At 64.9% G+C, this 19,469-nt stretch carries 22 protein-coding genes and 2 tRNA genes; 5 read left to right on the top strand and 19 right to left on the bottom strand.

Translation table 11 applies throughout. The annotated features are described in order from the left end of the window. The first annotated feature begins 26 nt into the window (after positions 1-26). On the top strand, positions 27-1,202 hold the full coding sequence (locus MXC11_RS02585) for a YbfB/YjiJ family MFS transporter (RefSeq protein WP_250004820.1): 1,176 nt from the start codon (positions 27-29) through the stop codon (positions 1,200-1,202). A 2-nt stretch (positions 1,203-1,204) separates the two neighbouring features. Here the strand turns inward: MXC11_RS02585 and MXC11_RS02580 are convergent, their stop codons facing one another. Beyond that, positions 1,205-1,819, bottom strand: coding sequence for an SAM-dependent methyltransferase (locus tag MXC11_RS02580; protein WP_250004818.1), 615 nt, complete (start codon positions 1,817-1,819; stop codon positions 1,205-1,207). Positions 1,820-2,058: 239 nt separating this feature from the next. Between MXC11_RS02580 and MXC11_RS02575 the strand changes: the two genes are divergently transcribed. Continuing rightward, positions 2,059-3,099: a methyltransferase domain-containing protein gene (locus MXC11_RS02575; protein WP_250004816.1), complete on the top strand. Its 1,041-nt coding sequence runs from the start codon at positions 2,059-2,061 to the stop codon at positions 3,097-3,099. Between the two features lie 60 nt (positions 3,100-3,159). On the opposite strand, the gene MXC11_RS02570 is transcribed toward MXC11_RS02575, so the two are convergent. The 5 genes from MXC11_RS02570 to dapA all read right to left on the bottom strand — a co-directional run bounded on the left by MXC11_RS02570 (position 3,160) and on the right by dapA (position 6,984). After that, complete coding sequence (locus tag MXC11_RS02570; protein ID WP_250004813.1) at positions 3,160-3,726, bottom strand: metal-dependent hydrolase; 567 nt, start codon at positions 3,724-3,726, stop codon at positions 3,160-3,162. Positions 3,727-3,890: 164 nt separating this feature from the next. Continuing rightward, positions 3,891-3,980: transfer RNA gene (locus tag MXC11_RS02565), tRNA-Ser, on the bottom strand. Between the two features lie 91 nt (positions 3,981-4,071). Then, the gene (locus MXC11_RS02560) at positions 4,072-4,941 is read right to left on the bottom strand and encodes a phosphoribosylaminoimidazolesuccinocarboxamide synthase (RefSeq protein ID WP_250004811.1); all 870 of its coding nucleotides are present in this window, start codon (positions 4,939-4,941) and stop codon (positions 4,072-4,074) included. Positions 4,942-5,024: 83 nt separating this feature from the next. Further along, positions 5,025-6,089, bottom strand: coding sequence for an outer membrane protein assembly factor BamC (gene bamC / locus MXC11_RS02555; protein ID WP_250004808.1), 1,065 nt, complete (start codon positions 6,087-6,089; stop codon positions 5,025-5,027). Between the two features lie 16 nt (positions 6,090-6,105). Beyond that, entirely contained in the window at positions 6,106-6,984 is an 879-nt protein-coding gene (dapA, locus tag MXC11_RS02550; RefSeq protein ID WP_250004805.1) for a 4-hydroxy-tetrahydrodipicolinate synthase, read from the bottom strand. Between the two features lie 171 nt (positions 6,985-7,155). Between dapA and MXC11_RS02545 the strand changes: the two genes are divergently transcribed. Then, positions 7,156-7,713: a glycine cleavage system transcriptional repressor gene (locus MXC11_RS02545; RefSeq protein ID WP_250004803.1), complete on the top strand. Its 558-nt coding sequence runs from the start codon at positions 7,156-7,158 to the stop codon at positions 7,711-7,713. Between the two features lie 23 nt (positions 7,714-7,736). After that, positions 7,737-8,213: a peroxiredoxin gene (locus MXC11_RS02540; protein WP_250004801.1), complete on the top strand. Its 477-nt coding sequence runs from the start codon at positions 7,737-7,739 to the stop codon at positions 8,211-8,213. A gap of 47 nt (positions 8,214-8,260) precedes the next feature. On the opposite strand, the gene MXC11_RS02535 is transcribed toward MXC11_RS02540, so the two are convergent. Both MXC11_RS02535 and MXC11_RS02530 read right to left on the bottom strand, forming a co-directional pair. Continuing rightward, a complete protein-coding gene (locus tag MXC11_RS02535) occupies positions 8,261-9,334 on the bottom strand; it encodes an AI-2E family transporter (protein ID WP_250004799.1) in 1,074 nt (357 codons plus the stop codon). 41 nt (positions 9,335-9,375) lie between these two features. After that, entirely contained in the window at positions 9,376-9,627 is a 252-nt protein-coding gene (locus MXC11_RS02530; protein WP_250004797.1) for a sulfurtransferase TusA family protein, read from the bottom strand. A 107-nt stretch (positions 9,628-9,734) separates the two neighbouring features. Between MXC11_RS02530 and MXC11_RS02525 the strand changes: the two genes are divergently transcribed. Next, entirely contained in the window at positions 9,735-11,168 is a 1,434-nt protein-coding gene (locus tag MXC11_RS02525) for a M48 family metalloprotease (protein WP_250004795.1), read from the top strand. Between the two features lie 87 nt (positions 11,169-11,255). Here MXC11_RS02525 and nadA read toward each other — a convergent pair whose 3' ends face one another. From nadA to ybgC, 11 genes are all read right to left on the bottom strand, one after another. Next, positions 11,256-12,314, bottom strand: coding sequence for a quinolinate synthase NadA (nadA, locus tag MXC11_RS02520; RefSeq protein ID WP_250004792.1), 1,059 nt, complete (start codon positions 12,312-12,314; stop codon positions 11,256-11,258). 107 nt (positions 12,315-12,421) lie between these two features. Next, positions 12,422-12,496, bottom strand: a tRNA-Lys gene (locus MXC11_RS02515). Between the two features lie 58 nt (positions 12,497-12,554). After that, complete coding sequence (gene queC, locus MXC11_RS02510; protein ID WP_250004790.1) at positions 12,555-13,229, bottom strand: 7-cyano-7-deazaguanine synthase QueC; 675 nt, start codon at positions 13,227-13,229, stop codon at positions 12,555-12,557. A 16-nt stretch (positions 13,230-13,245) separates the two neighbouring features. Further along, on the bottom strand, positions 13,246-13,893 hold the full coding sequence (gene queE, locus MXC11_RS02505; protein WP_250004788.1) for a 7-carboxy-7-deazaguanine synthase QueE: 648 nt from the start codon (positions 13,891-13,893) through the stop codon (positions 13,246-13,248). Positions 13,894-14,008: 115 nt separating this feature from the next. After that, entirely contained in the window at positions 14,009-14,800 is a 792-nt protein-coding gene (gene ybgF, locus MXC11_RS02500; RefSeq protein WP_250004785.1) for a tol-pal system protein YbgF, read from the bottom strand. A gap of 6 nt (positions 14,801-14,806) precedes the next feature. Then, positions 14,807-15,313, bottom strand: coding sequence for a peptidoglycan-associated lipoprotein Pal (pal, locus tag MXC11_RS02495; protein ID WP_250004879.1), 507 nt, complete (start codon positions 15,311-15,313; stop codon positions 14,807-14,809). A 54-nt stretch (positions 15,314-15,367) separates the two neighbouring features. After that, positions 15,368-16,666: a Tol-Pal system beta propeller repeat protein TolB gene (gene tolB / locus MXC11_RS02490; RefSeq protein WP_250004782.1), complete on the bottom strand. Its 1,299-nt coding sequence runs from the start codon at positions 16,664-16,666 to the stop codon at positions 15,368-15,370. Continuing rightward, positions 16,663-17,778, bottom strand: coding sequence for a cell envelope integrity protein TolA (tolA, locus tag MXC11_RS02485; protein ID WP_250004780.1), 1,116 nt, complete (start codon positions 17,776-17,778; stop codon positions 16,663-16,665). Before tolA ends, tolB begins: the two co-directional genes overlap by 4 nt. Continuing rightward, positions 17,778-18,230, bottom strand: a complete 453-nt coding sequence (gene tolR, locus MXC11_RS02480) for a protein TolR (protein ID WP_250004765.1) — start codon at positions 18,228-18,230, stop codon at positions 17,778-17,780. Before tolR ends, tolA begins: the two co-directional genes overlap by 1 nt. Positions 18,231-18,293: 63 nt before the next feature. Next, the gene (tolQ, locus tag MXC11_RS02475) at positions 18,294-18,965 is read right to left on the bottom strand and encodes a protein TolQ (RefSeq protein ID WP_284060339.1); all 672 of its coding nucleotides are present in this window, start codon (positions 18,963-18,965) and stop codon (positions 18,294-18,296) included. Between the two features lie 26 nt (positions 18,966-18,991). Beyond that, positions 18,992-19,432, bottom strand: coding sequence for a tol-pal system-associated acyl-CoA thioesterase (ybgC, locus tag MXC11_RS02470; RefSeq protein ID WP_250004758.1), 441 nt, complete (start codon positions 19,430-19,432; stop codon positions 18,992-18,994). Positions 19,433-19,469 lie beyond the last annotated feature (37 nt).

Below are 19,469 nucleotides of genomic sequence, written 5' to 3'. Positions count from 1 at the left end.
GCCCGGTGCAGGCCTCAGGGATCGCCATGACCGTCATTCGCTCCAACCTGCTGCCAGTGCTGCTGGCCGGTGCGGCCGTCTTGCTGGTAGTACACAGCCTCGGTCGCTTCATCTATACCCCGCTGCTGCCCTGGCTGGTCGAGGATGGCCTGCTGACCCTCAAGCAGGGAGCGGACATCGCCAGCTGGAACTACCTGGGCTATCTGGGCGGCGCGCTGCTGGCAATTCGCTGGCACCGCTTGAGCCAGATCCGGCGCTGCCTGCCGGTGGGGCTGGCGCTGCATGTGCTGACCACCCTGCTGCAGACCCAGACCCAGGACGCCGATCTGCTGGCCGTGCTGCGCCTGCTCAATGGCCTGAGCAATGGTCTGGTGTTTGTCCAGGCACCGGCGCTGATCCTCGAGTGGCTGTCGCGCCAGGGCGCGGCGGCGGCCAGCGGGCTGGTTTATCTCGGCGTGGGGGGCGGCTTGCTGCTGTCCAGCGCGATGGTTGGCCTGAGTGCCGACTGGCTGGAAGGCCCGGCCCGATGGTGGCCGGCAGCCCTGCTCAGCCTGCCGCTGGCCGGCTGGGGCTGGTATCGCCTGTCACGACTGGATACCCCGGATCATCCCTCCGGCAGTACTCCGGCGGCGAGCAGCTCACGCCTGCTGGATCGCCACAGCCTGCCGCTGTTCTGCGCCTATGCCGGCGCGGGGATGGGTTACATCCTGCCGATGACCTTTCTGCCGATGCTGGCCCGCCTGCAACTGAGTGCGGACAGCCCCCTGGTCAGTGGCAGCTGGCTGGTGGTGGCACTGGCGACCCTGGTGGCGCCCTGGCTGTGGAACCGTGCCGGTGCGCATCTGGGCGACAAGCGTGCCTTGCAGCTCAACTATCTGGTGCAGCTGGGCGGCGTGCTGGCCGCGCTGCTGTTGCCGGGGGCGCCGGGCATTCTGCTCTGTGGTCTGCTGGTCGGCGGCACCTTCCTCGGCACCGTGCTGCTCACCCAGCGGCTGGGACGCGCCCTGCAGCCCCATCAGGGGCCGCGCCTCTCGGCCGCGCTGATTGCCCTCTACAGCGTGGCCCAGCTGGCAGCGCCCTGGCTGACCGGGCAGTGGCTGGCTCAGGGCGGCAGCCTGCACAGCGCCTTCTGGCTGGGCGCCGCGGCGCTGTGCTGGGGCTTTGCCTGGATGCTGGCGGTACCGGCGCGCCAGCCCGCGTGAACTCAGACCGGCTTGCGGGCCACCAGATCGATCAGCGCCGACATTCCGTGATGGCCGCTGCCTTCGTGGATTTCGGCGTCATAGGATTCCAGCTGCAGGATCTCAAGATCGGCAAACGCTTCGCGCAGCAGCGCCTCGGTGTAGAGATTGTCGATATCGCGCGGCCCGCCGGTGCCATAGGCCAGCTGCTCGGTGCGATAGCCTTCGAGCAGCAGCAGGCCACCGGGCTTGAGCGCCCGCTGCATGCTGTCGAACATCTGCTGGCGCAGCGCCGGGCCGGCGAACTGGATGAAAATCCCCACGATCAGGTCAAAACGCTCGCGGCCCCAGTCCCACTCGAGCAAGTCCACACACTCATGACGCAGTTTGACGCCACGCCCGGCGGCCAGATGGCAAGCCTTGGCAATCGCCAGCGGCGCCGCCTCGACTGCCAGTACATCCAGCCCCTGCTCGGCCAGCCACACGCCGTTGCGCCCCTCGCCATCGGCGACGGACAGCGCGTGCATGCCCGGCTGCAGCCAGTGCTGCTGGCGCTGCAGGAAGGCGTTGGGCTCGGTGCCAAACAGGTAGTCTTCACGGTCGTAACGCTGGTTCCAGTGCGCGATCTGCGGTTTCATACCGGGCGAATCTCTTGGGAAGAAAGACCGCAAAAATACCACGGAGGGTATAGGACGGAGAATCTGCAACCTGTGTCGGCAGGTTGCTCCGCCGCGCCTCCCAAAGCCGCGGCGCAGCGTCTCCACCAGCCTGCAGCTTGACGGCCAGCACGCCACGGCGGCAGGCGCTCGGCTGCAATCGCGCACGCAGATCACCTATCGTTAGCCGCTCACCCAAGGCACCTGTCACGAGGTTACCCATGCACGAATCGGTACAGCACTACTACGGCAAGCTCCTGCAAAAGACCAGCGACCTGAAAACCAGCGCCTGCTGCGATCCCACCAGCCTGCCCGCCTGGCTCAAGCCCCTGCTGGCGCGGGTCAGCCCGGAAGTGCTGGCCCGCTACTACGGCTGCGGGCTGGTCGCCCCGCTGCTACTGGACGGCTGCCGGGTGCTGGACCTTGGCTGCGGCACAGGACGCGACTGTTATGTGCTGGCGCAGCTGGTCGGCGCACAGGGGCAGGTGCTGGGCGTGGACATGACCGCCGAGCAGCTGGCGGTGGCCAAGGCGCATCTCGATGAGCATGCCGAGCGCTTCGGTTACGCCAACGTGGCGTTCCGCCAGGGCTATATCGAGGATCTCGCTGCGCTGGGGCTGGCCGATGCCAGCTTTGATGTGATCGTCTCCAACTGCGTGATCAACCTGTCGCCGGACAAGGACAGCGTGCTGCGCGAGGCCTATCGCCTGCTCAAGCCAGGCGGCGAGCTGTATTTCAGCGATGTCTATGCCGATCGCCGCCTGGATCCGGCGCTGCGCGAGGACGAGGTGCTGTATGGCGAATGCCTGGGCGGCGCGCTGTACTGGAACGACTTCGAGCATCTGGCGCGCCGCCACGGCTTTGCCGACCCGCGCTTGGTCGAGGATCGTCCGCTGAGCATCGACGACCCGCAACTGGCAGACAAGCTCGGCGAGGCGCGCTTCTTCTCCGCCACCTACCGGCTGTTCAAGCTCGACGGCCTGGAGCCGGCCTGCGAGGACTACGGCCAGGCTGTGATCTATCGCGGCAGCATCCCCGGCGCGGCCAGCGCCTTCGTCCTCGACAAGCATCACCACATCGAGACGGGCCGGGTGTTTCCAGTCTGTGGCAATACCTGGCGCATGCTCAAGGACAGCCGCTTTGCCGAACACTTTGTGTTCATCGGGGACTTCAGCCGGCACTTTGGCATCTTCCAGGGCTGCGGCAAGGCCCTGCCCTTCGATCAGCGCAGTGCGCCCGGCACGCCGGCCAGCTGCTGCTAAAGATGGACTCGTTGACCCTGCACACCGCCTCGCGCCTTGGCCTGGGCGGTGTGCCGTTGGCTATGTGCTGAGCGCATCCGCCGTCAGCGCAGCCAGATGATGCAGCATGGCCCGTGCATAACCCGGCACAAAGTGGGTCATCAGCTGCCAGAAGGAGCCGCCCAGCAAGGCCACCATGAGAAATCGCTCGAACACGCCGCCGGTCTGGAAGGTCAGCGGCGCCGAGAAGCGGCGCTTGAGGGGCCAGAACAGGGGCACGCCCCCGTGGGTGAGAAAGTCGCCCAAGATGTGACTCAGATAGCCCACCGTCAGCCCCACGGCGACCAGCCCCCACTCGTCAGACCCCACATACCCGTGGGCCCAGCCATAGTGCAGGGCCAACGCCAGGCCGACTACAGCCAGCAGGCTGTGGGTGATCCCCCGGTGCCCGAACACCGCCGCGATGGGCCGTGAAATGAACGGAAGACGACGACCCAGCCAGCTTTTGGGATGGTCGATGTCCGGCAGCAGCGCCCCTGCCGTCGCCCCGGCAAGCAGCCCCACCAGCTCCCAGCCGCGCAGATCCAGATAACTGACCAGCCCGGTGCCGGCAAAAAAACCAGAGACCAGGTGTGTATAAACCATCATGGCGGGCAAGGGCCTGTTCGAAGTCTTTTGAGCGCCAGGCTCAGGAAGGCCACACGGCTTGGGCTGCAGCGTCTTGCACCACGGCGCCGACGCAGTTGCCCTGATCAGGGATAAAGCCCTTAGAAACACAAAAGCCCCGGAGTCCGGGGCTTTTGTGTTTTATATGGCGGGGAGATAGGGATTCGAACCCTAGGTACCCTCGCGGATACAACGGATTTCGAATCCGTCCCGTTCGACCACTCCGGCATCTCCCCCAAGTCGGCGCGCATCATAACAGCCTGAACGCTCTTGGCAAGCCCTGCGGACACTTTTTTGCCGAATCCGCCGCTGGCGCGCTGACGGGTTTCAGCGGGTCAGGCGCGTCAGGGCTTCGCGGTACTTGTCGGCCGTTTTCTGCGCCACCTCGGCCGGGACGGCCGGGGCTGGCGGCTGCTTGTTCCAGCCGGTGGATTCCAGCCAGTCACGGACGAACTGCTTGTCGAAACTCGGCGGATTGCTGCCTTCGGCGTAGCTGTCGGCCGGCCAGAAACGGCTGGAGTCCGGGGTCAGTGCCTCGTCCATCAGGGTCAGGGTGCCGTTCTCATCAAGGCCGAACTCGAACTTGGTATCGGCAATGATGATGCCGCGGGTCGCCGCGTACTCGACCGCGGCGCGGTACAGGGCAATCGCGGTGTCGCGCACCTTGGCCGCCAGTTCAGCGCCGATCAGCGCCTCGCACTGGGCAAAGGAGATGTTCTCGTCATGATCACCGACCGCCGCCTTGGTCGAGGGGGTGAAGATCGGCTCAGGCAGACGGGCCGCCTCCTTGAGTCCGGCCGGCAGGGCGATGCCGCAGACGGTGCCGCTCTGCTGGTATTCCTTCCAGCCCGAGCCGACCAGGTAGCCGCGCACGATGGCCTCCACCGGCACCGGCGCAAGACGCTTGGCCACCACCGCACGGCCCTCTACCAGCGGCAGTTCAGCGGCGGGCACCACGTCCTCGACCTTGTCGCCGGTGAAGTGGTTGGGTACCAGATCTTTGAGCTTGTCGAACCAGAAGTTAGAGATCGCGGTGAGGATCTTGCCCTTTTCCGGAATCGGCTCCTCAAGGATCACGTCGAACGCCGACAGACGATCGCTGGCCACCATCAGCATGCGCTGATCGTCGATTTCATAGAGGTCGCGGACCTTGCCCGAGTAGATCTTCTTGAGGCTCAGGGTGGTGGGTGTCGTCATGTCGGCGGTTCCGTATCTGAAAAGGAACGGGCGAAACCCAGAGGTTTCGCCCGTCGCTGGCAGTCGTGGTCGCGGCTGCTCGCTTAGTTGAGTTTTTCCTGCAGCAAAGACAGCACGCGGCGCGCCACATCGGCCGGGGCCGGCGTATCGGCGTCCTCGCGCAGGCTGACCTGCACGCCCGAAGCCATCGGCGTCAGGCTCAGCTGATAGCGCTCGCTACGCTCCTCGCCACGCCCGAGCAGGCGCGAGAGCAAGCCCGGACGTCCGTCACTGTCGGCAGCCAGGTCGATGAAGTACAGGCGGCGGCTGCGATCCAGGTCATCAATGCGAATGTCAGCGGCCTGCAGGGCACGGCCCAGGGCCGACCAGGCCCGGTCGGTATCGGTGACCATCAGCAGCAGCGGCTGCCCGTTGGCATCATTGGCCAGACGCACCCGTGACGGGGCATCAAAGCGGCGCTCGGCCAGCAAGGACACACTGCTGGCACGTCCCGCATCGCTGTTGAGGTGCTCCAGCAGCTGCTCGAGCAGCGCATGCTCCAGCGCCGGGGCGGGCGAGCGGCGCGGCCATTCGGGCACGGCGACACTGCCGGCAGGGCGTAGGTTGCTGGCGAGGAAGATTTCGCTGCTGTTGCGCTGTACACCCGGCTCGATGCGCAGGCGAAGGCTGGCCTCGGCGCTCTCGTCACGCAGGTGACGCTGGAAGCCGCGCGGCAAGACGCTCCAGGCGCTGATCAGCTCACCGCGCTCGGGGCGCTCGCTGGCCACCGGCAGGCCCAGCTCATCGAAGAAAGCGCGCGCCTGCGGCCAGACCTGAGCGGGAGGAATCTGCGCCAGCAGCCAGCGGCGCTCGCCACTGGTCTGCAGGCTGAAGGCACCCGCCTGGGCATCTATACCCAGCGCTTGCGGGCGCGGAATCTCAAACGCGGTGCGCCCTTCAGGCAATGCAATCGCCGGGGGCACCGGCAGCAGTGGATCGAGGCGGCGGGTACGCGCATCCTCGGGCACCTGCATCGGCGGTGTTTCACGCGCCGTCAGGTAATCGCTGCCGCGATCGCGGAAATAGCCCTCTTCACCCCACAGCCAGCCGCAGCCGCTGGTGGTTGCCAGGGTCAGGGCAAGGACGGAAAAACCGGCCAGTCGCTTCATGCATGTTCTCCGTCGATCAGGCCAGTACACCGGACTGGCGCATGGCCTGGCGCAGCGGCTCATGGCAGCCCTGGCTGAGCCAGGTCAGCGGCAGACGAATGCCGGCCGGAATCAGGCCCATCTCATGCAGGGCGAACTTCACCGGGATCGGGTTGGCTTCGCAGAACAGCTGCTGGTGCAGCGGCATCAGGCGCTGGTTGATGGCACGCGCCGTCTCCGCGTCACCGCGCATGGCCGCCACGCACAGCTCGCTCATCGCGCGCGGGGCGACGTTGGCGGTCACCGAGATGTTGCCCTTGCCGCCCATCAGCATCAGCTCGACGGCGGTTGCATCGTCACCGGAGTAGACCAGGAAATCCGCTGCGACCTTGTCCAGCACCTCACGGGCACGCTCAAGGTTGCCGGTGGCCTCCTTGACGCCAATGATGTTGGGCACAGAAGACAGGCGCGCCACGGTATCCGCCAGCATGTCGCAGGCGGTGCGCCCGGGTACGTTGTAGAGGATCTGTGGAATGGCCACCGCCTCGGCGATGGCCTTGTGGTGCAGGTACAGGCCTTCCTGGGTCGGCTTGTTGTAGTAGGGAGTGACCAGCAGGCAGGCATCTGCGCCCGCGGCCTTGGCCGAGGCGGTCAGCTCGATAGCTTCGCGGGTCGAGTTGGCGCCGGTGCCGGCAATCACCGGAATGCGCCCGGCCACCTCGCGCACCACATGGCGGATCACCGCCACATGCTCATCGACATCCAGAGTCGCCGACTCACCGGTGGTGCCGACCGCAACGATGGCGTGGGTGCCCTCGCGAACATGGAAATCCACCAGCTGGGTCAGGCTCTCCCAATCCAGGGCGCCCTGTGCATCCATGGGCGTAACCAATGCCACAATGCTGCCGGAAATCATGCAACCACCCCTGCCACTCGCAATAGAGAAAGCCGCCATGGTACTGATGGCTCCAGGCTTGCACAAGCGGGCCATCCCGGTGCAGGCATTCCCCTTGGCAGCGCTTTTCGCTACCCTTTCGCACCCTGTCGACACCCGGCTGTCGGCACTCTTTAGCTGCAGGAACCACGCATGTCCGTTACCCCTCCCCGTGAACAGTCCCTGGTGATCAGTGCCATGGGCACCTCGCCCTCCGAACTGGCCAGCCTCCTGTGCCGCACCTGCATGGAGTGCCGCTGCAATGTGGTCAGCAGCCGCCTGAGCCGTCACGGTGAATACAGCGCGCTGATCCTGCAGGTGACCGGCGGCTGGGATGGACTGGCGCGCCTTGAAGCCAGCCTGCCGACCCTGGCCAAGCGCCATCAGCTGAGCATCAACGCCCTGCGCAGTGCCGCGGCCGATCCGCGCCCCAATGCCCTGCCTTATGTGGCCTACGTCAGCGCTGCCTATCGCCCGGACATCCTGGGGGAGCTGTGCCAGTTCTTCCGCGATCATCAGGTGGAGCTTGAGAACCTGGTCTGCGACACCTTCGAGGCGCCGCAGACCGGTGCAGCGCTGCTCAATGCCACCATCACCGTGACCCTCCCGCCGGGCACCCAGATCAGCTGGCTGCGCGACCAGTTCCTCGACTTTGCCGAAGCCCTCAACCTGGACGCCCTGCTCGAGCCGTGGCGGCCGCAGAATCTCTGACCCCGTTACAAGGAGCTCTCGCCATGTCCGTAGCCCTCGACACCCCCGCCCCGGACTTCCAGGTTTCAGCCACCAGCGGCCAGCACCTGAACCGTGACGCCCTGCTCGGTCGCCAGGTGGTCCTGTACTTCTATCCCAAGGACAACACCCCGGGCTGCACGACCGAGGGGCAGAACTTCCGCGACTTGCATGACGCCTTTGCTGCCACCAACACGCAGATTTTCGGCGTCTCGCGCGACAGCCTGCGCACCCATGAAAACTTCAAGGCCAAGCAGGGCTTCCCCTTCGAGCTGATCAGCGATGCCGATGAGCAGCTCTGCCAGCTGTTTGCGGTGATCAAGCCGAAGAAACTCTATGGCAAGGAGTACCTGGGCATCGAGCGCAGCACCTTCCTGATCGACGCCCAGGGCGTGCTGCGCCACGAGTGGCGGGGCGTCAAGGTACCCGGGCATGCCGAAGCGGTACTCGACGCAGCCCGCGCCCTACACGCCGGAGAGTAATTAGACGAACCCCGCCAGATGGCGGGGTTTTGCTGAGCAGCGGCGCCTCAGTCTTGCGTTGACAGACTGTCGCGCACCCGCCGCGGCCAGGCGTTGAGCAGCGCCTTGAACAGGGTGGCCAGCGGGATGGCAAAGAACACCCCCCAGAACCCCCACAGCCCGCCACACAGCAGCACCGCGCAGATGATCGCCACCGGGTGCAGGTTGACCGCCTCGGAGAACAGCAGCGGCACCAGCACGTTGCCATCCAGCGCCTGGATGATCCCGTAAGCGAGCATCAGGTAGATAAACTGATCGCCCCAGCCCCACTGAAACAGGCCGATCAGCGCCACCGGAACCGTAACGACCACCGCCCCGACATAAGGCACCACCACGGACAAGCCGACCAGCAGCGCCAGCAATGCCGCGTAGTTGAGGCCGAGCACGGCAAAGGCCACGTAGGTGACCCCGCCGGTGATGACGATCTCGATCACCTTGCCGCGGATGTAGTTGGCAATCTGCAGGTTCATTTCCTGCCAGACCCGGGTCATCAGACCGCGCTGCCGGGGCAGATAACCGATGAACCAGCGCACGATCTGCTGGCGATCCTTGAGGAAGAAGAACACCAGGATCGGCACCAGCACCAGGTAGATCATCATGGTGACCAGAATCGACACACTGGCCAGCGACCAGGACAGCAGCCACTGGCCAACCCGGCCCAGCTCGCCGCGCGCCGCCTCGATGCCGCGCAGGATCTGCTCCTCGGTGACCAGTTGCGGATAGCGCTCAGGTAGAAGCAACAGCATGCTCTGCCATTCACCCAGCATGCGCGGCAGCTCGTTGAACAGGGTCAACAGCTGCCGCCAGAACAAGGGCACCAGCAGCAGCAAGACCACCGCCAGCGCCGCGACGAACAGCGCAAACACCGTCCAGACCGCCAGCCCGTGGGGCGCTCTCAGGCGCTCCAGCGTCCCGACCAGCCCCTGCATCAGAAAGGCCAGCACCAGCCCGGCCAGCACCGGCGCCAGCATACCGCCCAGGGTGAGAATCGCGCTAAAACCCAGCACCAGGATCACGCCCAGTACCACGGCCTCTTCATCGGAGAGATAGCGGTAGAACCAGTCACGCACGACCGAAAGCATCGGTATTCCTCACTCCATCCCAAGCAGGTTGCGCAGCGCCTTCAGGCCTTGCACAGCCAGTAGCGGAAGCAGCCCTCAAGCTGATCCTCGTGCAGCAGCTGATGCCCTGCCAGCCGGGCGAAGGCTCGCAGGTCGCGCTGGGAGCCGGCATCGGTGGCCAACACCTTGAGCACCGCCCCGCTGGGCAGGCGGTTGAGCTCGAGTTTGGCCTTGAGCAGCGGCAGCGGGCAGTTCAGCCCCCGCGCATCCAGCTCGGCATCAAAAGGCGGCAGTGGCCGCTCAGTCTCGCTCATCATGCATCCCCGCAAATCGGCGCAGCATACCCAAGCCCCCCCTGACTGGCCAGCCGCCAATGACTAGGGCTAGAGTAGCGGTCTGCCTTTCTGTGAGCGGCTTCATCATGCCCGATCTACGTCCTGCCCTGCTGGCGCTGGCCTGCCTGCTGGCGACACCGCTGCCGGCCAGCCCATTGCCTTCTCTGGGCGATGCCAGCTCGGCGATCGTCTCGCCCGAGCAGGAACACCAGCTCGGCCGGGCCTGGCTGAGCATGCTGCGCGGCCAGGTGCGCACGCTGGATGATCCACTGCTGAGCGACTACGTCGAGCGCAGCGTCTACCGGCTGGCCGAAACCAGCCAGCTGGAGGATCGCCGTCTGGTGTTCGTGCTGCTGGACAGTCCGCAGCTCAACGCTTTCGCAGTGCCTGGCGGGGTGGTCGGCGTGAATGGCGGGCTGTTTCTGCATGCCGAGACTGAAGGTGAATACGCCTCGGTGATGGCCCACGAACTGGCGCACCTCTCGCAGCGGCACTTTGCACGCGGCCTTGAGGAGCAGCGCCGCCTGCAGGTGCCACTGATGGCCGCCATGCTGGCCGGCGTGGTCGCCGCGGCGGCCGGCGCTGGCGATGCCGGCATCGCAGCCATCGCCTCGACCCAGGCAGCGGCCATTCAGGCACAGCGCAGCTTCTCGCGGCAGAACGAGCAGGAGGCTGACCGCATCGGCCTGCTCAACCTGCAGCGGGCCGGCTTTGACCCGCGCAGCATGCCGGACATGTTCGAGCGCCTGGTGCGCCAGTACCGCTACAGCCGGGTGCCGCCGGAGTTTCTGCTCACCCACCCGCTCAGCGAGTCACGGGTGGCGGACACGCGCAACCGCGCCGAGCAGCTGCCCGCCAGCGGCCGGCAGGACAGCCTGGAGTACCAGCGCATGCGCGCCCGCCTGCAGCTGCATTACGAGACCACCCCTGGCCTTGCGCTGCGGCGTTTTCGCGCTCGCCTTGATGAGAATGCCCAGGATGCGGCCGCCCGCTATGGCCTGGCACTGGCCCACAGCCGCGCCGGGCAGTCGGCCGAGGCGCGGCGCGAGCTGCAGACCTTGCTCAGCGAAAGCCCCGAGGAGCCGCTCTACCATCTGGCCCTGATCGAGCTGGACATCGCTGGCAACCGCCTGACAGACGCCGCGCAGCGCCTGAATCGCCTGCTGGCCCGCCAGCCCTCCAGCTACCCGCTGCGCCGACAACAGGCACAGCTGCAGCTCAAGCAGGGCCAGGTGCGTGAAGCCGAGCGCACCCTGGATACCCTGCTGGCCGACCGACCGGGGGATAGCGCGCTGTGGTACCTGCAGGCGGAAACCCGCGGCCTGTCCGGGAACATCATTGGCGTGCATCAGGCGCGCGCCGAGTACTTTGCCCTGGTCGGCGATTACCCGCAGGCGCTTGAGCAGCTGGACTTTGCCCGGCGCCGGGCCGCCAGCAACTTCCCGCTGGCAGCGCGCATCGACGCCCGCTATGACGCGCTGCAGGCCGAGCAGCGCGCGGTGGAAGGTCTGCTGCGCTAAAGAAGTGTGGCTGACCGCCACAAGGGGCACTGGCCAGCCCCTTGAGCAGGCCACATACCATCACGCGGCCCGTGAGGGCGCCGCGGCTCAGGTGTTGCCGTGCTGCTGCAGGTGCAGGGCCTGCGTGAAGTCCAGCATGCGGCGCAACGGCCGCACGGCACGCGGCACCAAGGCCGGGTCCACCTGAATCTCGTTGCTGCCCGTCTGCAGGCACTGCAGGGTACGCTCGAGGGTATTCATCGCCATCCACGGGCAATGCGCACAGCTACGGCAGGTTGCGCCCTGCCCGGCCGTCGGCGCCTCGATAAAGGACTTGCCCGGGCACAACTGCTGCATCTTGTAGAGGATGCCGCGGTCGGTCGCCACGATGAAGATGTTGTTGGGCAGGGTCTGGGCGGCCTTGATCAGCTGACTGGTGGAGCCCACCGCATCGGCCAGCTCGATCACCGCCTCGGGCGACTCCGGGTGTACCAGCACGGCGGCATCTGGATAAAGCGCTTTGAGATCGTGCAGCTGACGGGCCTTGAACTCCTCATGAACGATGCAGGAGCCCTCCCAGAGCAGCATGTCAGCCCCGGTCTCCTTCTGGATATAGCGCCCCAGATGCTGGTCAGGCGCCCAGAGGATCTTCTCGCCGTTGTCCATCAGGCTCTCGACGATTTCCAGGGCACAGCTGGAGGTGACCACCCAGTCAGCCCGTGCCTTGACGGCCGCCGAGGTGTTGGCATAGACCACCACGGTACGGTCGGGATGCTGGTCACAGAAGGCGGAAAACTCCTCGACCGGGCAGCCCAGATCCAGCGAGCAGGTGGCCTCAAGTGTCGGCATCAGCACGCGCTTTTCCGGATTGAGGATCTTGGCGGTCTCGCCCATGAACTTCACGCCCGCCACCACGATGGTCGAGGCCGGGTGCTGACTGCCAAAGCGCGCCATTTCCAGTGAATCCGCCACACAGCCACCGGTTGCCTCGGCCAGCGCCTGGATCAGCGGATCGGTGTAGTAGTGGGCAACCAGTACCGCATCACGCGCCTTGAGTTCAGCGGCAATGGCCTGACGATAATCAGCGATTTCCTGCTCGGTCAGAATACGCGGTTGCTTGGCATCCAGATGAGCCTGGACCAGGAGACGTTCGGGGATCTGTGTCATGTTCACGGCACCTCAAAGCTGGGTGCGGGAACCGGAGTATAGACCCGTTCCAGAACACCAGACGGGATTACACAGGGGAGTGATTCGTGATGAATCAGAGGGGAAAGTGGTGGGTCGTGTAGGGGTCGAACCTACGACCAATTGGTTAAAAGCCAACTGCTCTACCACTGAGCTAACGACCCAACGCGAGGCGTATATTACTGATTTCCAAGGTAAATACAACACCTCACGAAAGAAATTTCAGGCGTAGCGGGTCGGATCCGCCACCGCGGCCGCGGCAAAGCCGGCGGCACGCAGCCGGCAGCTGTCGCAGCGACCACAGGCCCGCCCTTCGGCATCAGCCTGATAGCAGGACACCGTCAGCGCGAAATCCACACCGCGCTCGATCCCCGCCTGGATGATCTCTGCCTTGGACAGAAACTGCAGCGGCGCACGGATCCTAAAGCCCTGACCCTCGATCCCCTCGCGGGTCGCTAGATTGGCCAGCCGCTCGAAGGCCTCGATAAACGCCGGGCGACAGTCCGGATAACCGGAGTAATCCACCGCATTGACGCCGATGAAGATGTCACGGGCACCCAGCACCTCGGCCCAGCCCAGCGCCAGCGACAGGAACAAGGTGTTGCGCGCCGGCACATAGGTGATCGGGATACCTTCGCTGGCCTGCTCGGGGACGGCGATCGAACTGTCGGTCAGCGCCGAGCCGCCAATCCCGTTGAGGTCGATGCCAACCACCTTGTGCTCCACGGCGCCCAGCTGGTGCGCGACGCGCTCAGCCGCCTGCAGCTCGGCACGATGCCGCTGCCCATAATCAAAACTCATGGTGTAGCAGGCATAGCCTTCGGCACGCGCCATGGCCAGCACGGTGGCCGAATCAAGGCCCCCGGAGAGCAGGATGACGGCCTTCTTGTCTGTCATGTCAAAATCCTCGCGATCAGTGGCCGGGCTCGTCATTCCACAGGTACTTGTGCAACTGCAGTTGCAGGCGCACTGGCAGATTATCCGCCACGATCCAGTCCGCCAGCGCACGGGCATCGAGCTGGCGATGGCTGGGCGACATGAGCACCTCACCGGCACGCTGCTCCAGACGGTATTCGATCAGCTTGGAGACCGCCCAGTCGTAATCCTCACGGGAGCAGATGACGAACTTGACCTGATCATGGGGGGTCAGCTCGGCCAGGTTCTCGTAGCGATTGCGCCCCAGCTCACCGGAGGCCGGCGTCTTCAGATCCACCACCCGACTGACCCGCCGATCCACCGGGGCAATATCCAGCGCGCCACTGGTTTCCAGCGACACCTCATACCCGGTATCACAGAGTGCGCTGAGCAGCGGGATGACATTCGGCTGCGCCAGAGGCTCGCCGCCGGTCACGCAGACATAGCGCGGACGGTAGCGGGCCACCTGGGCCAGGATCTGCTCGAGGGTCATGGTTTCGCCACCGCTGAAGGCATAGGCCGTATCGCAGTAGTGGCAGCGCAGCGGGCAGCCGGTCAGGCGCACAAACACGGTCGGCAGGCCAGCCGTGCGGGTCTCGCCCTGCAGCGAGTAGAAGATTTCGGTAATTCGCAAGGTTCGATTCATAGGCACCGGGCGTGATGGCGGAACAGGCCAACCGCCTCCGTTGCTGAAAAAGGAGGGCGGCCAGTGTAACGAAAAAACCCGCGCCAGGCGCGGGTTCTTCGACAGCGGACGCGCTTCAGAGGCGGGTCAGCTCACGCTGCGCGAGCTGAGCGGCGGAGCTGCCCGGATAACGGGTGACCACCTGCTGGAATGCCGCGCGGGCCTTGTCACGGTTACCGAGACGACGCTCGACATCCCCCAGCTTATACATGGCATCTGCCACCTTCTGGTGCTGCGGCCAGGCCTGCGCCACACGGGCAAACGCCTGACCCGCTGCGGCCAGATCACCACGGGCCAGCTTGACTTCACCCAGCCAGTACTGGGCATTGGCTGAATACTGGCTGTTGGGGTAACGGCCGAGAAAGGCCGTGAACGCCTGATCCGCCTTGGCAAAATCCTTGGCCTTGATCAGGTCGAACGCCGCATCATAAAAGAGCTTTTCTTTGGCCGGATCACCGGGCGCTGCCACCACTGGCGCAGTGGCGGTACCCGCCTCCGTAGCCGCAGGCGCTGGCGCTGCCGGGTCCAGCGGCGCCGGCGCGGCTGCACCGGCAGAAAGACGACTGTCCAGATCCTGGTAACGCTCCAGCCCTTCCTGCTTGAGGCGCTGAATCTCGTATTGCTGCTCTTCGAGCATACCGCGCAGCCGGGCGGTCTCTTCCTGCAGCTGCTGCAGCTGCATGAACAGCTCGCCCTGTGCTGTGACGGGCGCCGCAGCGCCCCCCACATAGGCTCCACCCGCCATGCCCTGGCCGGCGGGCGGGTAGTAGCCGCCCTGTACATCAGTAACCGGAACCTGCTGGGCCTGCAGCGTGAGCGGGCTGACCAGCAAGGCACTCAGGATGAAATGACGGGGGAACCTGAGCATGACGGCTTACTTGCGCAGTTCGACGCGACGGTTCTGCGCCCAGCTACCCTCGCCGCTGCCCATGACGGACGGACGCTCTTCACCGTAGGACACCAGCTCCAGCTGGGCCGGGGAGACACCCTGCAGCACCAGGTAACGCTGCACAGCCTTGGCACGACGCTCGCCCAGGGCCATGTTGTACTCGCGGGTACCGCGCTCGTCAGCGTGGCCTTCCAGCACGACGCGGGCACCGTTAGCCTGCAGATCACGTGCGTGTACGTCCAGGGCACGCATGGCTTCCGGTTTCAGGTCGGAGCTGTCGTACTCGAAGTAGAAGGTGGTGATGGCGCGCAGAGCCGCTTCTTCGCTGCTCAGGCCGTTATCCATGGCACGTGCATTCACATCGGAGCCGTAGCTCGCATTCGGGTCCACGGCACCCTCGCCCGCCGCATCACCGCCCTTGGACGAACAGCCAACGGCAACTGCCATGGCCAGGCCCAGCACAGCAAATTTGCCGAATTTCAGCATTTCCATCATGTAACTCCTAAAACCCCACAGGTGTGTTTGGTACTACAGTTAAAAACCGCATCAGTTCAGGTAGGGGGACCAGGAAGGCTCTCGGACTTCGCCTTGAGCAACAGGAAGCGGGAGCCTCACGCGACCATTGGTGGACACGAGCATCAAGACTCCCCTGCCCTGCTGGCGGGTGGCGTAGATTAGCATGGCGCCATTGGGCGCAACAGTGGGCGACTCATCCAGACTGGTCTGCGCAGACAGCACGCGCACCGTGCCACGCTGCAGGTCCTGAGCGGCCACGCGGAACACCGTGAAACCGTCCTGACGGTGCACCATCACCAGGGTCTTTTCATCGGCGGACAGCTTGGGATTGGCGTTGTAATTGCCCACAAACGTGACCCGCTCGGCACCGCCACCGTGAATGCTGGTTTTATAGATCTGCGGACGCCCGCCCCGGTCAGAGGTGAAGTACAGCGTCTGTCCATCCTTGCCCCAGAACGGCTCGGTATCGATCGCCGGGTGACTGGTCACGCGGCGCAGCTGGCGGCTGCCCATGTCCATGACATAGATCTCCGGATTGCCATCGCGGGACAGGACAAAGGCCAGGCGTCCACCGTCCGGCGACCAAGCCGGCGCACCATTGAGGCCCTCAAAGTCGGTGACCTGCTCGCGGCGGCCCGTATCAATGTGCTGAATGAAGATGCGCGGACGACGCTGCTCGAAAGAGACATAGGCGATCCGCCGGCCATCCGGGGCAAAGCTCGGCGAGAGGATCGGCTCGCGGGACTGCAGCAATGTCACAGCCCGCGCACCGTCATAGTCGGAGCGCTGCAGGGTGTAGCGGGTATTGTTGGCGCCAAAGCGCTCCGCGGTGACATACAGCAGACGGGTCGAGAAAGCGCCCTTGATCCCGGTGAGCTTCTCGAAGGCCTGATCGGCGATGTAATGCGCCATGTCGCGCAGCTGCGCCGTGCTGCCCGAGACGTTGCCGGCATCCACCTGCTGCTGGGTGGTGACATTGAACAGCGAATACTGGATCTGCACACCCGCCCCGCCCGGCTGGACATTGCCGATCAGCACATACTGAGCGCCCAACGCCTGCCAATCGCGGTAGATGATCTCACCCGGCTGGCTGGGCCGGCTGATCATGTTTTGCGGCGGAATCGGCTCAAAATAACCGGAGTTGCGCAGGTCGCTGCCGATGATCTGCGCCATGTCCTCCGGTAGGCCAGCACCTGCGCCGCCAAAGGGCACCACGGCAATCGGTGTGGCACGGTCCGTACCACTGGAAATCACCAGCGGGTCAGCCGCCTGGGCCATGCCGCTCAGCATGACCAGCCCCAGCAGGGCGAGGCGAATCAGGGTATTCACAGGCTCAAATCCTCCGGTTTGAAGATGATGCGACGTTGCCGGTACATACGGTCGAAGGTCGCGCGATCCAGTTGCTGCATTTCCGGGATGCGACCCACGTTACGTACAGCCGCGACCGCCGAGTTGTCGAAGGGACCATCGCCACTGGAGCGACTGACCCGGGCATTGGTGATGGTGCCATCCGGCAGCATCTGAATCAGCACCTCGACGCTCATGCCGTTACGCGCCGACGGCGGACGCCGCCACTGCTGGCTGACCAGGTTGATGATCAGATCATCCAGACTGCCGGCCACCTGGTTGCCCACGGTGTCGGCCAGCGCCTGCTGACGCTGCACGTTATCCGACAAAAGCTCTGCGAGGGCGGCGGCCTTTTTGTCCTCTTCAGCCTTGCGCGCGCGCGCGGCATCGGCGGCGGCCTTCTGGCGAGCCTCTTCAGCGGCTTTCTTCTTGGCCGCTTCCGCCGCAGCCTTTTTCTTCGCGGCTTCCTCAGCCGCCTTCTTCTTGGCGGCCTCTTCGGCAGCTTTTTTCTTCGCCGCCTCCTCAGCCGCTTTCTTCTTCGCGGCGTCTTCAGCGGCCTTTTTCTTGGCGGCTTCCTCGGCGGCCTTCTTCTTGGCCGCTTCTTCAGCAGCTTTCTTGCGAGCCAGCTCGGCCTGTTCGGCTTTTTTCTCGGCTTCGGCTTTTTTCTGCGCTTCAGCTTTCTTCTGGGCCTCCGCTTGTGCCTGCTTCTGCGCCTCAGCTTTTTTCTGCGCTTCCGCCTCCGCCTCGGCCTTAGCCTTGGCCGCGGCCTGCTGCTTCGCTTCGGCGGCCTTGGCTGCCGCCGCACGCGCGGCGGCTTCCTGTGCCTGGCGGCGCTGTTCCTGCTGATCCGGCTGATACTGCGGCGCGGAGGTCTGGCGGGCCTCACCAGCAATCTTCTGATTAGTCTGCACCGTGGCCTGGCTCTGCGACTGCAACTGATAGAGCGTCGCCTGCACGATCGGGCGCGCCGGCGGGAGCTCAGGCGCAAAGCTGAAGCTGACGAACAGCAGCACGGCAATCAGCACGTGCAGCAGTACGGCCCAGAGGGTCGGCCAGAAGTAGCCCTCCGAGGGGGAGCGCATCGGCAGTCGCATCAGGGTGCCTCGGTGATCAGACCGACATTGCCGACACCGGCCTGCTGCAGACCGCCCATCGCCTGCATCACGGCGCCGTAGTCGACCGCCTGGTCACCGCGGACAAACACCTGGATCTGCTTGCCCTGGCTGCGGCCCTGGCTGAGGATCGCGGTGACCGCCTGAGTCATCTGTTCAAGGGTCAGCGCACGGTCTTGCACCGTATCAGTATCGACCTCACTGCCCATGTTCCAGTAATAGGTGCGGTCTGCCTTGATGGAAATGGTCAGCACCTGGGCGTTGTTGTCCTGGGGCAGCGCCTCGCTGCTGACCTTGGGCAAATCGACCTTGACACCCTGATTGAGCATCGGCGCGGTCACCATGAAGATCACCAGCAGCACCAGCATGACGTCGATGTAGGGCACGACGTTCATCTCGGCGACTGGCTTGCGTCTGTTGCGAATTCTGGCCATCTGGTCTCGAACCTGTAGGAGTTCCGGCACCCCGGCGCACCCGACGGGCGCCGGGGTCACGCATCATTCGTCGCTGGCATGCACCTTGCGGTGCAGGATGGCCTGGAATTCGTCGGCAAAGGTGTAATAACGGTTGATCAACAGCTCACCGCGCGCCGAGAAGCGGTTGTAAGCCACCACCGCCGGAATCGCCGCAAACAGGCCAATGGCGGTGGCGATCAGCGCCTCGGCAATGCCCGGCGCCACGGTGGCCAGGGTAGCCTGCTGGGCCTGGGAGAGACCGAGGAACGAGTTCATGATCCCCCACACGGTGCCGAACAGACCGACATACGGGCTGGTCGAGCCGACCGTGGCAAGGAAAGGCAGGCCATGTTCGAGCTTTTCTTCCTCACGGGAAATGGCCACGCGCATGGCGCGGTTGACGCCATCCATCACCGCATCCGGATCGACACCCGGCTGCTGGCGCAGGCGGGAGAACTCCTTGAAGCCGGCACGGAAGATCTGCTCGGTTCCCGAGTCCGGGTCCGGGTCGCTGGCCGCCTGACGATACAGCTTGGACAGATCGATCCCCGACCAGAAGCGCTCCTCGAAGCCATCCAGACTGCGCTTGGCAGCGCGCAGCAGGTTGCTGCGCTGAAAGATCATCACCCAGGAAGTGATGGAAGCAGCAAGCAGCGCCAGCATCACCAACTGCACGACGATGCTCGCATCGCTGATCAGGCCCCAGATCGACATATGCTCAACGGCATTGGCTTGCACGCTTACTCTCCTGCGGGAAGGGACCCGGCGGCGATGGCGGCCTGCACGGCAGCGGGGATCGCCCGGGGTCGGAAACTGTCGGCGCGCACACAGGCCACGGTGACACGCCCCTCGCACAACAGGACGTCATCCGCGACGCGGCGCACTTGCTGACGGAAAATCAGGCTGGCACGGTTCAGCTCGAGCACTTCGGCGCTGACCTGCAGGGCATCGTCAAGACGTGCCGGTGCGAGGTAGCGGGTATCCAGAGAATGCACCACGAACAGGATGTTCTCCTGCGCCAGTTGCGATTGCACGACACCCAGCGCCCGCAACCATTCGCTGCGTGCGCGCTCCATGAATTTGAGGTAATTGACGTAATAGACAACGCCACCGGCGTCGGTGTCTTCGTAATAGACCCGGCACCGATGGCTGAAGGGCTGACCCTGATCTTGCGCGCGCATACTCTATTCCCGGCTTATCGGCTTGCCAACGGGCTGG

The sequence above is a fragment of the Pseudomonas eutrophicaquae genome, assembly GCF_023544715.1.
GTDB lineage: Bacteria > Pseudomonadota > Gammaproteobacteria > Pseudomonadales > Pseudomonadaceae > Geopseudomonas.
This window is presented reverse-complemented; position numbering and strand designations above follow the sequence as displayed.

What these genes read in the sequence shown, in the direction of transcription:
- MXC11_RS02585 (WP_250004820.1), top strand. Translation starts at nt 27, where the DNA reads ATGACCGTCATTCGCTCCAACCTGCTGCCAGTGCTGCTGGCCGGTGCG.
- tolR (WP_250004765.1), bottom strand. Translation starts at nt 18,230, where the DNA reads ATGGCCAGAATTCGCAACAGACGCAAGCCAGTCGCCGAGATGAACGTC.
- bamC (WP_250004808.1), bottom strand. Translation starts at nt 6,089, where the DNA reads ATGAAGCGACTGGCCGGTTTTTCCGTCCTTGCCCTGACCCTGGCAACC.
- MXC11_RS02580 (WP_250004818.1), bottom strand. Translation starts at nt 1,819, where the DNA reads ATGAAACCGCAGATCGCGCACTGGAACCAGCGTTACGACCGTGAAGAC.
- MXC11_RS02530 (WP_250004797.1), bottom strand. Translation starts at nt 9,627, where the DNA reads ATGAGCGAGACTGAGCGGCCACTGCCGCCTTTTGATGCCGAGCTGGAT.
- MXC11_RS02570 (WP_250004813.1), bottom strand. Translation starts at nt 3,726, where the DNA reads ATGATGGTTTATACACACCTGGTCTCTGGTTTTTTTGCCGGCACCGGG.
- queE (WP_250004788.1), bottom strand. Translation starts at nt 13,893, where the DNA reads ATGAATCGAACCTTGCGAATTACCGAAATCTTCTACTCGCTGCAGGGC.
- MXC11_RS02535 (WP_250004799.1), bottom strand. Translation starts at nt 9,334, where the DNA reads ATGCTTTCGGTCGTGCGTGACTGGTTCTACCGCTATCTCTCCGATGAA.
- dapA (WP_250004805.1), bottom strand. Translation starts at nt 6,984, where the DNA reads ATGATTTCCGGCAGCATTGTGGCATTGGTTACGCCCATGGATGCACAG.
- ybgC (WP_250004758.1), bottom strand. Translation starts at nt 19,432, where the DNA reads ATGCGCGCGCAAGATCAGGGTCAGCCCTTCAGCCATCGGTGCCGGGTC.
- ybgF (WP_250004785.1), bottom strand. Translation starts at nt 14,800, where the DNA reads ATGCTCAGGTTCCCCCGTCATTTCATCCTGAGTGCCTTGCTGGTCAGC.
- pal (WP_250004879.1), bottom strand. Translation starts at nt 15,313, where the DNA reads ATGGAAATGCTGAAATTCGGCAAATTTGCTGTGCTGGGCCTGGCCATG.
- MXC11_RS02560 (WP_250004811.1), bottom strand. Translation starts at nt 4,941, where the DNA reads ATGACGACACCCACCACCCTGAGCCTCAAGAAGATCTACTCGGGCAAG.
- MXC11_RS02545 (WP_250004803.1), top strand. Translation starts at nt 7,156, where the DNA reads ATGTCCGTTACCCCTCCCCGTGAACAGTCCCTGGTGATCAGTGCCATG.
- tolQ (WP_284060339.1), bottom strand. Translation starts at nt 18,965, where the DNA reads ATGTCGATCTGGGGCCTGATCAGCGATGCGAGCATCGTCGTGCAGTTG.
- queC (WP_250004790.1), bottom strand. Translation starts at nt 13,229, where the DNA reads ATGACAGACAAGAAGGCCGTCATCCTGCTCTCCGGGGGCCTTGATTCG.
- tolA (WP_250004780.1), bottom strand. Translation starts at nt 17,778, where the DNA reads ATGCGACTGCCGATGCGCTCCCCCTCGGAGGGCTACTTCTGGCCGACC.
- MXC11_RS02575 (WP_250004816.1), top strand. Translation starts at nt 2,059, where the DNA reads ATGCACGAATCGGTACAGCACTACTACGGCAAGCTCCTGCAAAAGACC.
- nadA (WP_250004792.1), bottom strand. Translation starts at nt 12,314, where the DNA reads ATGACACAGATCCCCGAACGTCTCCTGGTCCAGGCTCATCTGGATGCC.
- MXC11_RS02540 (WP_250004801.1), top strand. Translation starts at nt 7,737, where the DNA reads ATGTCCGTAGCCCTCGACACCCCCGCCCCGGACTTCCAGGTTTCAGCC.
- MXC11_RS02525 (WP_250004795.1), top strand. Translation starts at nt 9,735, where the DNA reads ATGCCCGATCTACGTCCTGCCCTGCTGGCGCTGGCCTGCCTGCTGGCG.